Raw genomic sequence first — 13,029 nt, 5'->3', positions numbered from 1 at the left:
AGTCAAACTTCGTTAGTTCGCGTGGCGGTTTTAAGCCGGCGGTCCGACGGTTGCTGGGCTTTCATGTGTGGGCGCCTCGCGCACGAAACTGGCAAGAGGTCTAGAGAGAGCACAGCCATTTCGCTCGCACCACAGTAAAAGAACCCAAGTCTGCCCGAGCATCCAAGTGAACCTTTCTACCCCCTATCCCACCAGAAGATAGTTTGTCGCCCCCGCCCTGAGCGTCCTGCGCTTCACACAAGCACAGCGCTCGAACGGAAAATCGGATCTACCAGCCAACGGCAAGAAAACTCGCGATATTGCGTTAGAGCCCCCGATCAATCACGCATCCCAAGTCTAGGCCCGCCGCGGCACTTCTAGACGCCAGCGCGAGACCTCAAATCGCCCGAATGGGGCGGCGTCAATTCACTGACAGCGCTCGGGATCGTGCAGTGATTCCTGTACGATAATCGTGCAATTATTGCTGCACGATTCATGGAGGTACGATGGCACCCCGCAAATATCACCACCCGAATCCTGACGAAATCAGTTTGCCTAGGGTGCTTGCCGCCCTAAGCGACCCTACGCGGTTAGAAATGATCTGCCGCCTGGCCGACGGTCAAGAGCACGACAGCCTTGAGCTCGCGGACGATCTCCCCCGTTCGACGCTGACGTACCACACGCGCATGCTGCGAGAGGCAGGAATGACCTGGACGAGGAGCGAGGGACGCTCATGCCTAATACAGTTGCGGCGCGAGGATCTGGACCAGTTGTTCCCAGGGGTTCTCTCGGCAGTACTCGCAAGCGCAGACTCCAGGGAGGCACAGGAATGATGCGTCGACTGTGGCCATTCGTGTTGGGCAGCGTTGCCCTCGGCCTAGACGCCTATGTTGTGGCGGGACTTCTACCCGACGTCGCATCATCATTGGAAACTAGGGAAGCCGATGTTGGGTTAAGCGTTGCGGCATTCACGGGCTCCTACGCAGTCTCGGGCCCCTTACTTGCGGGACGCGCTGGGCAGCGGTCGCGACGCAGTTTGGTTACAGCCTTACTGGTATTCACGGTAGCGAACCTGATCACAGCACTGTCACCAACGATTGGGGTCTTCCTAGCCACTCGTATAGTCGCTGGCGCGGCAGCAGGCGTGTATTCGCCACTGTCGTCCGCGGTGGCCTCAGAGGTTGTGGATCAACAGCGTCGAGGTCGTGCGGTGGCTATGGTTCTTGCCGGTCTGGCAGTCGGTACCGTGTTCGGCGTGCCCATCGGACTTTTCCTGGCCCGACTATGGGGGTGGCGCGCGGCGATACTACTGATCGTGATAATCGGCTGCGCTGCACTAGCAGGCATAACGCTGCGCGGCGGCGAACTACCGTCGATTCCGGCGTCTAGCGCTGCTGACCGACTTCGATCCATCACAAGCCCACGGAATCTCCTCACGATTTCAGTAACGCTTCTCACCGCAGTGGCTTCCTTGGGGCTCTACACCTACCTGACCGTCGTGCTGTCCGCCGGAAGCCTAGCGTCGCATCAGAGCCTTGGGATTTGGGTCTGGGGACTCGGTGGGGCGCTCGGGGCTCTAGGCATCGGATGGCTCGTGGACAGGTGTGACCCCTTGCGCTTGAGCGCTGTCATCCTCGCCGGCCTGACATGCGCGCTGATCGGCATGACTCAGGGGCATCTGCCAGGGGTCACCGTGGTGAGCCTGTTCATTTGGGGGCTGTGTGGTTGGTCATCCCTCGCGCCCCAGCAGCATGTGCTCCTGCAGGCGAATCCAGCAGATGGTGCTACGGCTGTGGCTGCTAACGCATCAGCCAACTACCTGGGATCGGCACTAGGGGCGACTCTTGGCTCGCTGTTGGTGGCTGCGCACGTGGCGCCAGACGTGCTATGCGGTTCCGCAGCTGGCGTTGCCGCACTCGCACTGCTCTGCCAGATTGTTCGACAACGGGTGGGATTCCAAAGCGTAGACGCGTAACCCAACACGTTTTCAAGCCACTACATCGCTTCTCGATTCAACAGCCCGCGCTCTACTAGAACTCGCCCAGCGCCCAAGCCCTCTCTCTCTCTCCCCCCCCGACTGCCAGGGGGCCTCGCCGACAGCGAAGCGCTAGCGCATCACTCGCACCTAAGGCAGTCCAAGTGGAACCGCAGCTGACGACCTACCAACACCTCCGCAATACCGACTCATCCACGGCAGTGGATGTCTCCTTGTCGCCATCACCCTCGCTGCCAGCCTTTCCCTGTCGGGCAAGGGTTACGTTCTTACCCGCCTTAGCAAGGATGAATGGCGTGATGGCTTCGTGGGCAGATTGCGCATTTTCTAATCTCCGTAATCACGCCATCCACAACTAGCCTGGCCAATCCATCTTGCGTCCCACCACTTACGGCAAGCTCATCCACGAGGCATCGAGGGTTTCGCGATATCGAGCAAAGTGCCCGGCCAACTCTTTCGAGTCAGCCGGGCATTCGCTATGTCGCCGAGATCAGCGCCCTATTTCACGGGCGTCTCGGAGCCTTACTCTTAGTGGCTGTTGTGCCCCACCGAGTAGGCCATAACCCACATGATGACGCCGATCATGCCGATCACGATTCCGAGCGCGGTGATCCAGTAGGCGATTGGGAAACCGCCGAACGCGAGGGAAGCACCGACCGCACATACGAGTGGCGCCCAGCTGTAGGGAGCGAAGACGCCCTTGTGGCCGGCTTCTTCGTGAACTTCGGCGTTGTCGTCGTCTTGAGCACCTCCGCCGAAGCGGCGCTCGCTCATCCACACGTAGATGGCGATCATCCAGCACATCGCCGCGAGGGCAAAGAGCGCGGGAACGCCGACCCATTCGATCCCGCCGGGATCGACGTTGAGGGTGAGGAGGGTGTAAACAACGCCGACGACGGTCACGAAGCAGCCGATGAGGGCGAAGATGATGACGTTGGTGCGCATTCTTACTTACCTCCGTGGGCGCTAACGAGGGCTGTCTCGTCGCGGTTGACGTGGACCTGGTCGATCGCGGCGACTTCCGGGAACTTCTGGTCGAAGGCCGGACGTTCGGAGCGGATGCGCGGCAGCTCGACGAAGTTATGGCGCGGCGGCGGGCACGAGGTTGCCCACTCGAGGGAAGCGCCGTAGCCCCAGGGGTCGTTCACGGTGACCTTCTCGCCCTTCATGTGGGTGAGGATCACGTTGAGGAAGAACGGAAGAGTCGAGGCACCAAGGATGAAGGCGCCGATCGTGGAGAACTGGTTCATCCACTGGAAACCGTCCTCGGAGAGGTAGTTCATGTAACGGCGCGGTGCACCCTCGACACCCATGAAGTGCTGGATGAGGAAGGTCATGTGGAAGCCGACGAGTAGGAGCCAGAAGTGCACCTTTGCGAGGTCTTCGCGGAGCTTGTAGCCAAACATCTTGGGCCACCAGAAGTAGAAGCCCGCAAACATTTCGAAGGCCACCGTGCCGAAGATGACGTAGTGGAAGTGGGCGACAACGAAGTAGGTGTCGCTCAGGTGGAAGTCGAGCACCGGGGTGGAGAGGATGACGCCGGTGAGGCCACCAAAGAGGAAGGTGGTCATGAAGCCGAGCGTGAACAGCATTGGCGATTCAAAGGTGAGGGAACCGCGCCACATGGTGCCGACCCAGTTGAAGAACTTCACGCCTGTGGGAACCGCGATCATCATGGTCATGAAGGCGAAGAAGTCGAGCATCACTGCGCCGGTTGTGAACATGTGGTGTGCCCACACGGTCACGGAGAGGGCAGCGATCGAGATCGTCGCGTAGACGAGGGTCTTGTAGCCGAAGATGGGCTTGCGGCTGAAGACGGGGATGATCTCAGAGGCGATGCCGAAGAACGGCAGTGCGAGAACGTAAACCTCGGGGTGGCCAAAGAACCAGAAGAGGTGCTGCCAGAGGATTGGCCCGCCGTTGGCAGGGTCAAAGATATTGGCGTCGAGCACGCGGTCAGCGCCGAGGGCGAAAAGCGCGGCTGCGAGAGGCGGGAAGACCATGAGGATAAGGATCGACGTAATGAGGACGTTCCACGTGAAGATCGGCATGCGGAACATGGTCATGCCGGGCATGCGCATTGTGATGATGGTCGTGATGAAGTTGACCGCGCCGAGGATGGTGCCGAAGCCCTGCATGCACAGACCGAAGGCCCACAGGTCGCCGCCGAGCCCCGGCGTAAAGGTGGTGTCAGAAAGCGGCGCGTAGGCGAACCAGCCGAAGGACGCCGCACCTTGAGGCGTGAGGAATCCGGCGCAGGCAATGAGTGAGCCGAATCCGGTGAGCCAGTACGAGAACATGTTCAGTCGCGGGAACGCCATGTCGACCGCACCGATTTGAAGCGGCAGAAGGTAGTTTGCGAAGCCGGCAAAGAGCGGTGTGCCGAACATGAGGAGCATGATCGTGCCGTGCATCGTGAAGAGCTGGTTGTACTGGCCCTTCGACACGACAACCTGGAGGCCGGGCTCCCACAGTTCAGCGCGGATCAGGAGCGCAAGCACGCCGCCGAAGCAGAAGAAGAAAAAGGCGGTCGCCATGTACATGATGCCGATCGTCTTGTGATCGGTCGTGGTGAGCAGCTTGAAGAGCTGGTTGCCCTTCTTCGTCTCAGGCGTGGCCGGGGTGAAGCGGCTCGTGGTCTCTGCGGTTGTAGTGCTCACTTTTTGGCATCCTCACGACGGTTTTCGATGCGGCGGTCGGAATCGTCCTTCATGTTCCAGGACTTTTGGAGGCGGTTGAGGTCGTTCGACAGCTGACCCGTGTTCCCCTTCGCGCGCAGCTCTTCCATGTGCGCTTCGAACTCTTGCTTGGAGACAACCTTGACGTTGAAGAGCATGTCGGAGTGGAACTCACCGCACAGCTCGGCGCATTTGCCGGCGTAGGTGCCTTCGATCTGCGGGGTCACCTGGAAGGCGGTTGTGTGACCGGGGAACATGTCCTTCTTGTAGAGGAAGTCCACGACCCAGAACGAGTGGATGACGTCGCGCGAGTCGAGCTGGAACTCAACGGTTTCGCCAACGGGAAGGTAAAGAGTGGGAAGGTCTTCAGCGGCACCTTCTTCGCCAGTGCGGAAGGACTGGACGCCTGGGTCTTCGTGGACGTCTGCGTCAACGTAGTTGAAGTCCCAGCTCCACTGCTTCGCAACGACATTGACGGTGACATCCGGGTTCGGGTCGAGACGTTCGATCTCGGAGATGTCACGCTGCGTGAAGTAGAAGAGGGTCATGATCATGATGACCGGAATGAGCGTGAACGTCAGCTCGATCGGAACGTGATAGCGCAGCTGGACGGGGAAGCCCTTGTCGCCCTTCTTGCGGCGGTAGGCGATGGCACACCAGAAGATCAAGCCCCACACGAGAAGGCCGACGGCGAGGAGGGTAATCCACGAACCGGTCCACATCGTGATGATGCGGTCTGTCTGGTTCGTGATCTGGTGAGTGGTGTCACCGGGGAGGAATCCTCGCTGCTGCTCTTCCGTGCAGCCCACGAGAGCAAGCGCCGTCAGGCCGAAGGCTGCGATGGCCTTCGGCATTCGGCGGCTGCGTTCCGGGGTTTGGGGGATCACAGGCTGACCTTCCATGTATCGCGTGGCGAATCGGTTGTGGGGAGATTCGCTCTCGATTGTGCGGTTGTTACGGGCTACCTCGCTCCCGGCGTGGCACGGGGTGCGCACACTAATCGGGACGAGAGTCCTTAGTCATCATACGCGACTTGCCACCAAATGTTGCCTTCACCGTCGCTTTTTGCAGATTCGGTGGGGTTTGCTCAGTCACGTTTGGGCCGTTCGGAACGGGCACGAAGGTCCAGCGCGAAGTTTTGGGGTCCGACGGATGCCCGATTAACGCGCAAGTGGGCCGCCGCGTGCGCGGCAGCCCACTCGAGAACTGAACGAACGAGCGCGTTTAGGCGAAGGAGTCTCCGCATGCGCACGAGCTCGACGCATTGGGGTTGTCGATCGTGAAGCCCTGCTTCTCGATGGTGTCGGAGAAGTCGATCGTTGCCCCCGACAGGAACGGGATCGAGTTCTTGTCGACAACGACCTCGACGCCGTTGAAGTCAACGGTCGCATCGCCCTCAAGGAGACGTTCATCGAAGTAGAGCTGATAGATGAGCCCCGAGCAGCCGCCAGGCTGAACGGCGATACGAAGGCGCAGGTCATCGCGACCTTCTTGCGCGAGAAGCTGTTTCACCTTGTCGGATGCAACCTCGGTGAGGGTCACACCGTGTGCGGGAACAGCTTTAGTTGCGGTGTCGGTCATTGGTCCTCCGTCGTGGTCCGGTATGTCACGTGTGCGTCAAAGCCTACGCGGTTTCTTTCGGTTCGAGCTCGGCGGCGCCGAGCAGGATGAGTGCTTCAGCGACGCAGACGCGTTCGAAGTCGCCGAGGTGGAGCGACTCGTCGACGCCGTGGGCGCGCGAATCCGGGTCTTCAACACCGGTCACGAGCACATCCGCTTTCGGGAACAGCTCGAGAAGATCGGAGATGAAGGGGATCGAGCCACCGAGGCCCGTATCGACGGGTTCGACGCCCCACGAGTCATGAAACGCGCGGCGAGCCAGATCCATTCCCGCGCTGCTCGCAGGTGCAAGGAATGGTTTGCCGGCATCGACGGGCGTGAAGGTGACCTTCGCGGCGGCCGGCGTGTGGGCTTCAACGTGCTTTCTAAGAACCTCGGTGGCGTGTGCGGGGTCTTCGCCAGGCGCGATGCGCACGCTGACCTTCGCGCGAGCCTTCGATACGAGCGTGTTCGAGGCTTGCTGCACGGCCGGTGCGTCGATGCCGATGACCGAGATCGCGGGCTTCGTCCACAGACGCGAGGTGATCGATCCGTCGCCGGCGAGCGGCAGCCCTTCGGGGACACCGGCGTCGCGGCGGAAGTCCGCTTCGTCCATGTCAACTTCGGGGGCATCGGCCACGTGAAGACCGTCGACGGCGATCGTGCCGTCTTCGTTGTGGAAGGTCGTGAGGACGCGCGAGAGCTGGGTAAGAGCATCGATCACGGGCCCACCGAACATGCCCGAGTGCACGGAGTAGTCGAGAACCTGAACGTCAAGCTCAAAGGCAACAACGCCGCGAAGGCTCGTCGTGAGGGCGGGGCGGCCGACGGCCCAGTTCGAGGAGTCGGCAACGACGATGATGTCGCTGCGCATGATGTCCTGGTGCTTTTCGAGGAACGGGCGGAAGGTCTCGCTGCCGTATTCCTCTTCACCTTCCACAAACACGACGATGCCGACGCCGGATTCTTCGAGCTCGTCCTTGAGCGCGCGCAGGGCGGTCACGTGAGCCATAACGCCAGCCTTGTCGTCGGCAGCGCCGCGGCCGTACAGGCGGCCGTTGCGCTCGGTCGCGTCAAACGGCGGAGTTGTCCATTCGGATTCATCGCCGACGGGCTGCACGTCGTGGTGGGCGTACAGCATGACCGTCGGCTTACCTGGCTTCGCGGGACGTCGCGCGAGAACGGCCGGCGCGCCGCCCTCGACGGACTCGATGCTCACCTCGGGCATACCGGCATCCTTGAGGAGCGCGGCTACTTTTTCGGCACTAGCCCTCACGTGCGACTGGTCGTAACCGTCAAAAGCGATCGAGGGAATCGCGACGAGCGCCGTGAGGTCCTCGAGTGCTTGCGGTTGAAGGGCTTTGACCTTCTCATTGATTGCGTCGACGCTGAGCGACATTCCTCTTCTCCTTCCGCGCCGCTGGCGCGTTAGTGGTCTTTGCTCCACCGTATCCCTGCAACCGTCGGAATTCCTCACGAAACCCCGTGCCTGCTGTGCGTGTCCGGGCACCGGGAGTCTAGAATTGGGCAGGTGAATACCGACTCTACTTCCGCGCACTCCCCCAACCCTGCCCCAGCCGAGCATTCTGCGACGACCCCGAAGAAGGGGCGCCCGACCCGCTCGCGTAAGGACGCCCAGGCTGCGCGCCGCACGCCGCTCGTCCCGAAGGACCGCAAGGAGGCGAAGCGCCGTTCTAAGCAGAAGGACCGCGCGGCGGCCAACCGCGAGCACCAGGCTCTCCTCACCGGCGATGAGGCGCACTACCCGGTACAGCACCGAGGTGCCGATCGCCGTCTCGTGCGTGACGTCGTCGACTCGCGCCATAACGTCGCCGAGTACTTCTTGCCACTCGCCCTGATCGCGATGCTGTTCCCGTTCGTGATGCAGCTCATCGACCCGGTAAAGTTCCAGGTCGTTTCGATTGTGTTCCTCGCCGTGCTGTGGGCAGGCATCATCGTCGTGGTGATCGATACGTTCCTCGTGCGGCGCAAAATTCGCAAGGCACTCATGGAACGGTTCGGCGTGGTCCCGGCCGGAATGGTGTCGTACGGGCTCCTTCGCTCAACGAACATCCGCCCGTGGCGCATGCCCAAACCGCAGATCAAGCACGGCGAGGACCCTCGTCCGTAGATTTACTTCGCCCACGCGAAAGCCCCCGGCCCGAACATGTCGTTCGGTAACCGGGGGCTTTGTGCAGGTCCGGGTTACTTGGCGGTGTCCGACGGCTGCTCGGCCTTCGCCGAGTCCTTATCCTTCGCCTTCTTCTCAGGCTTAAAGTCCACGCCAGCTTCCTTACGCTGCTGCGGCGTGATGGGCGCCGGAGCTGCCGTCAGCGGGTCGTAACCGTTACCGGTCTTCGGGAAGGCGATGACATCGCGGATCGAGTCGGTCTTCGCGAGGATCGACACGATGCGATCCCAACCGAACGCGATGCCGCCGTGGGGCGGTGCACCGAACTTGAACGCCTCGAGGAGGAAGCCGAACTTCTCCTGCGCTTCTTCTTCGCTGATGCCCATCAGTGCGAAGACGCGCTGCTGGACGTCGGCCTGGTGGATACGGATCGAGCCGCCGCCAATCTCGTTGCCGTTGCACACAATGTCGTAGCCGTAGCTGAGCGCCGAGCCAGGGTCGGTGTCAAACGTGTCGAGGAACTCCGGCTTCGGGGACGTGAAGGCGTGATGAACGGCGGTCCACTCGCCGTGACCAACCGCGACGTCACCGGCCGCTTCGGCGTCGCCGGCGGGCTCGAACATGGGCGCATCCACAACCCACACGAAAGCGAACTCGTCGGGGTTGATCAGGCCGAGGCGGTCGCCAATCTCGTTGCGCACGGCGCCAAGAAGGGCGCGCGAGCTCTTGGCCTCGCCTGCTGCGAAGAACACGCAGTCGCCAGCGCTCGCGCCGACCTCGTCGGCGAGGCCGGCCTTCTCCTCGTCGGAGAGGTTCTTGGCAACGGGGCCGCCGAGCGAACCATCCTCCTGGAAGAGGACGTAAGCGAGGCCCTTTGCGCCGCGCTGCTTCGCGAATTCCTGCCACGCATCGAGGGTACGGCGGGGCTGCGAGGCGCCGCCTTTCATGACGATCGCGCCAACGTACGGCGCCTGGAACACGCGGAACGGCGTGTCCTTGAAGAACTCGGTCATCTCGGTGATCTCGAGATCGAAACGGAGGTCTGGCTTATCGGAGCCGTAGCGAGCCATCGATTCGTGGTAGGTGATGCGCTTGATCGGCGTTTCAATGTCGTAGCCGATTTGCTTCCACACGTTCACGAGGATCTTCTCGGCAAGCGCGATCACGTCTTCCTGATCGGCGAAGCTCATTTCGACGTCAAGCTGCGTGAACTCGGGCTGACGGTCAGCGCGGAAGTCTTCGTCGCGGTAGCAGCGAGCGAGCTGGAAGTAGCGCTCCATGCCGCCCACCATGAGCAGCTGCTTGAAAAGCTGCGGCGACTGCGGAAGTGCGTACCACGATCCGGGAGCGAGGCGTGCCGGCACGAGGAAGTCGCGCGCACCCTCGGGTGTCGAACGGGTAAGGGTCGGCGTTTCGATCTCGACGAAGTCTTCGTTGAGGAGCACCTCGCGCGCGGCCTGATTGACTTTCGAGCGCAGGCGCAACGCATAGGCCGTTTCCGCACGGCGCATGTCCAGGTAGCGGTAGCGCAAGCGAGCTTCCTCGCCCACCTCACTGTGCTCATCGAGCTGGAACGGGAGCGCAGCGGCGGGGTTGAGCACCTCAACCTCGGATGCGATGACCTCGATGTCGCCCGTGGGAAGGGCCGGGTTTTCGTTGCCTTCGGGGCGGCGCTCGACCTTTCCCGTGACCTTGAGCACGAACTCGTTTCGCAGGTGGTGTGCGTCTTCCTCGCGAACAACGACCTGCGACACCCCCGAGGCGTCACGCAGATCGAGGAAGGCCACACCGCCGTGGTCACGGCGCCTTCCAATCCAGCCGGCGAGAGTGACGTCCTGGCCAATGTGATCTGCCCTCAGATCACCGGCGCGGTGGGTGCGAAGCATGAAGATTCCTTTGACTTCGAGGTGGTCGGTCGTGTGCGGCGCATGCATGCGCGGGCACCGTACGGGTGCGGTGCGCTCGGCGATCAGCCGCAATCCGCACCAGTTTAGCGCGCACGGCTAGCGGGTGCAGTCCGACGGTTGCCGCGCAACCGTCGGACCTGCCCCAAATCTCATCGCCACCTACCCCTGCCCCGTCCCCTGTTACTTTCTCCCGTACCCACTCCGCTCTAGCCGCGCTCCAACTCCCCCGGCCCGTGTCTCCTCGCTCCTTAGGTCGCCCCTGCCTCCGTTCCACGCCGCTCCCGCAACGAAAGCGGTGATTTTTGGCGCTAAGGACCTGATTAGCATCGTGAGGCGGCGATTTTTCACCACTTTCACCGAATCTTCTGGGGCGATAGGGGGCAAGGCGGCCCCAGGGGCGAGAGGATTGGGGGTGCCCGAGCAGCGAGATCAAGGGGCGATGAGAGCGTTCAAGGGGCGATGCAAGAGAAATGGGACCAAAAGCCACACGAACAATGCGTGAGGCCAGCAGAGAAATCTTGCGGAGGTGACCATTGTCGCGCCCTTCCCCCCTCCCCTTGCGCCCCTGTTTTCCGTAAGCTGGTGCCAGCACGTGTGAGCGCCATGTGGGCGCGATGAGGACTTAGCGCCGATCCGGACGGCGCATTTTTTGTGCGGGATTCCCGCGGGGACGTGCTCGACAAGATGAGGGGCCGATGAACGGTCCGAAAATGTTCACGTGCGTATTCCGGGGCGGGCGTGTGTGATGGCCCGGAAGGACCCGAATAATGACGACCGACAACCACAACGACACGGAAATCGCCCTGGAAAACCGCGAAGAAATCGCGGAAGCGCTCGAAATGGATGGCATGGCGCAGGCCGGTACATCCGCCGCCGACGGCGGCACGGATACAGACGCCCCCGAAGAAACAAGCAACGACGAGCGCATGCGCTTCGATGAACTCGGCCTTCCGCCGGAGCTTCTCGCGGCCGTCCACGACCTCGGGTTCACGCATCCCTCCCCCATCCAAGAGCGCGCCATCCCCGCACTGCTCGAAGGGCGAAGCGTCCTCGGCGTCGCCCAGACCGGTACGGGTAAAACCGCCGCGTTCGGTCTGCCGCTGCTCGCTGAGATCCGAGCATCGAATCGCTCAACCCAGGGACTCGTTCTTGCCCCAACGCGAGAGCTCGCCATGCAGGTGGCCGATGCAATCCAATCCTTCGCCGCGAAGCTCGATGGTGTGAACGTCGTGAGTGTGTATGGCGGCGCCCCGTACGGCCCGCAGGAAAGAGCACTCGAGCGCGGCGCCCATGTCATTGTCGGCACGCCCGGGCGCGTCATCGACCATCTCAAGCGCGGCAATATCGTGCTCGACGACCTCTCAACACTCGTGCTGGACGAGGCCGATGAAATGCTCCGCATGGGCTTCGCCGAGGACGTCGACGAAATCCTCGGTTTCGCCCCGAAGCAGAAGCGCATGGCACTTTTCAGCGCAACCATGCCTCCCGCGATTAAGCGCGTTGCGGAGGAGCACATGCCCGATGCGGTCAGCGTCGCCGTCGCCCGACAGTCGACGACCGTCACGAGCGTCGACCAGAAGTACGCGGTCGTGCCGTTCCGCCACAAGACGGGTGCCCTCACTCGCATCGTTGAGACGACGGATGCCGATGCCACGATCGTGTTTGTGCGCACGCGTAGCGCGGCCGAAGAAGTAGGAACGGCGCTCATTGCTCGCGGCATCGTGGCTGCGACCATCTCGGGCGACGTCCCACAAAAGGAGCGCGAGCGTATCGTCGAGCGCCTGCGCGACGGTTCACTCACGGTCCTCGTCGCGACCGACGTTGCCGCCCGAGGTCTAGACGTCGAACGCATCGGCCTCGTGGTCAATTTTGACATTCCCTCGGAACCCGAGGCATACGTCCACCGCATTGGCCGCACTGGCCGCGCTGGCCGCACGGGGCAGGCGATTACTTTCGTCGCACCTCACGAGAAGCGGAAGCTGCGCAACATCGAGCGCACGACTCGTCAGGAACTCGAGGAGGTGCAGATCCCCTCGCCGCTCGACGTTTCCCGCCACAAGATGAAGAAGGTGCTGAGTGAGGTGCCCGCACGTCTGGAGAAGGGACGGCTCAACCTCTACTACGACCTCCTCAACGAGTTTTTGAGCGAAAACAATGTCTCGATTGAACAGGTAGCAGCGGCGCTTGGTGCGATGACGGTCGGCGACGACGGCCCACGCGCGAGCGATGATGAGTTTACGGGTGCAAGCTTCCGCGATAAGGGAGCCAAGGGAGATCGCGGCGATCGCAAAGATCGTGGCGACCGGGGAGATCGCAACCGCGGCGAGAAGCGCTCACGCCGCTCGAGTGCTGGCTTCACGACCTACCGCATCGCAGTCGGTAAGAATAACGGCGTGCGCCCGCAGGCGATCGTTGGGGCGATCGCCGGTGAGGGCGGACTCAATGGTCAGGATGTCGGCAAGATCGATCTCTTCCCCTCGTTCTCGCTCGTCGAGCTTCGCGATGGCGTCGACGAGGCAGCGCTCGCCCGCATTGGCCGCGCGCGCGTGGGCGGCAAGCCGATGCGCATTCAGGTCGATCAGGGTCCAAAGAAGGGCGGAAAATTCAAGACCCGTAAGGGCAAGCGATTCGAGGACCGCGGCGCGAAGAAGTCCAATCGCTGGTAAAGAGGCGAGACTTTTCACGCCCCTACCGTTCGAATGCAGTCGCGCAGTTAATCCTGTGCAGGTCCTCGGGGTCGGG

10 protein-coding genes are annotated in these 13,029 nt (G+C 62.0%); 4 read left to right on the top strand and 6 right to left on the bottom strand.

All coding sequences use genetic code 11. The features are described 5' to 3' along the window. Positions 1–485 precede the first annotated feature (485 nt). Together DEHOM01_RS05195 and DEHOM01_RS05190 are read left to right on the top strand one after the other, a co-directional pair. The gene (locus DEHOM01_RS05195; protein ID WP_061211802.1) at positions 486–812 is read left to right on the top strand and encodes an ArsR/SmtB family transcription factor; all 327 of its coding nucleotides are present in this window, start codon (positions 486–488) and stop codon (positions 810–812) included. After that, positions 713–1,954, top strand: coding sequence for an MFS transporter (locus DEHOM01_RS05190; RefSeq protein ID WP_369405725.1), 1,242 nt, complete (start codon positions 713–715; stop codon positions 1,952–1,954). Before DEHOM01_RS05195 ends, DEHOM01_RS05190 begins: the two co-directional genes overlap by 100 nt. 546 nt (positions 1,955–2,500) lie before the next feature. Here DEHOM01_RS05190 and ctaF read toward each other — a convergent pair. The 5 genes from ctaF to DEHOM01_RS05165 form a co-directional block, all read right to left on the bottom strand. Further along, the gene (ctaF, locus tag DEHOM01_RS05185) at positions 2,501–2,917 is read right to left on the bottom strand and encodes an aa3-type cytochrome oxidase subunit IV (RefSeq protein WP_016664693.1); all 417 of its coding nucleotides are present in this window, start codon (positions 2,915–2,917) and stop codon (positions 2,501–2,503) included. A 2-nt stretch (positions 2,918–2,919) separates the two neighbouring features. Further along, on the bottom strand, positions 2,920–4,632 hold the full coding sequence (gene ctaD, locus DEHOM01_RS05180; RefSeq protein ID WP_016664694.1) for an aa3-type cytochrome oxidase subunit I: 1,713 nt from the start codon (positions 4,630–4,632) through the stop codon (positions 2,920–2,922). After that, on the bottom strand, positions 4,629–5,537 hold the full coding sequence (gene ctaC, locus DEHOM01_RS05175) for an aa3-type cytochrome oxidase subunit II (protein ID WP_061211800.1): 909 nt from the start codon (positions 5,535–5,537) through the stop codon (positions 4,629–4,631). Before ctaC ends, ctaD begins: the two co-directional genes overlap by 4 nt. A gap of 337 nt (positions 5,538–5,874) precedes the next feature. After that, positions 5,875–6,231 (bottom strand): HesB/IscA family protein, encoded by a 357-nt coding sequence (locus DEHOM01_RS05170; protein ID WP_016664696.1) that lies wholly within the window; start codon positions 6,229–6,231, stop codon positions 5,875–5,877. A gap of 43 nt (positions 6,232–6,274) precedes the next feature. Continuing rightward, the gene (locus tag DEHOM01_RS05165) at positions 6,275–7,648 is read right to left on the bottom strand and encodes a dipeptidase (RefSeq protein ID WP_061211799.1); all 1,374 of its coding nucleotides are present in this window, start codon (positions 7,646–7,648) and stop codon (positions 6,275–6,277) included. 132 nt (positions 7,649–7,780) lie between these two features. Between DEHOM01_RS05165 and DEHOM01_RS05160 the strand changes: the two genes are divergently transcribed. Further along, a complete protein-coding gene (locus tag DEHOM01_RS05160) occupies positions 7,781–8,380 on the top strand; it encodes a DUF3043 domain-containing protein (RefSeq protein WP_061211798.1) in 600 nt (199 codons plus the stop codon). Positions 8,381–8,454: 74 nt separating this feature from the next. Here the strand turns inward: DEHOM01_RS05160 and aspS are convergent, their stop codons facing one another. After that, positions 8,455–10,266, bottom strand: a complete 1,812-nt coding sequence (aspS, locus tag DEHOM01_RS05155; protein WP_061211848.1) for an aspartate--tRNA ligase — start codon at positions 10,264–10,266, stop codon at positions 8,455–8,457. Positions 10,267–11,054: 788 nt separating this feature from the next. Here aspS and DEHOM01_RS05150 point away from each other — a divergent pair. Continuing rightward, positions 11,055–12,953 carry a DEAD/DEAH box helicase gene (locus tag DEHOM01_RS05150; protein WP_061211797.1) on the top strand — a complete coding sequence of 633 codons (1,899 nt, stop codon included), beginning with the start codon at positions 11,055–11,057 and terminating at the stop codon, positions 12,951–12,953. Positions 12,954–13,029: the final 76 nt, after the last annotated feature.

Source organism: Dermabacter hominis NBRC 106157 (genome assembly GCF_001570785.1).
Lineage (GTDB): Bacteria > Actinomycetota > Actinomycetes > Actinomycetales > Dermabacteraceae > Dermabacter > Dermabacter hominis.
The sequence above is the reverse complement of the archived record's forward strand: the minus strand, read 5'-3'. Positions and strand labels throughout refer to the sequence as shown.

Coding starts and splice junctions, on each gene's coding strand:
- DEHOM01_RS05190 (WP_369405725.1), top strand. CDS start 713: ATGCCTAATACAGTTGCGGCGCGAGGATCTGGACCAGTTGTTCCCAGG.
- ctaF (WP_016664693.1), bottom strand. CDS start 2,917: ATGCGCACCAACGTCATCATCTTCGCCCTCATCGGCTGCTTCGTGACC.
- DEHOM01_RS05150 (WP_061211797.1), top strand. CDS start 11,055: ATGACGACCGACAACCACAACGACACGGAAATCGCCCTGGAAAACCGC.
- DEHOM01_RS05165 (WP_061211799.1), bottom strand. CDS start 7,648: ATGTCGCTCAGCGTCGACGCAATCAATGAGAAGGTCAAAGCCCTTCAA.
- DEHOM01_RS05170 (WP_016664696.1), bottom strand. CDS start 6,231: ATGACCGACACCGCAACTAAAGCTGTTCCCGCACACGGTGTGACCCTC.
- DEHOM01_RS05195 (WP_061211802.1), top strand. CDS start 486: ATGGCACCCCGCAAATATCACCACCCGAATCCTGACGAAATCAGTTTG.
- aspS (WP_061211848.1), bottom strand. CDS start 10,266: ATGCTTCGCACCCACCGCGCCGGTGATCTGAGGGCAGATCACATTGGC.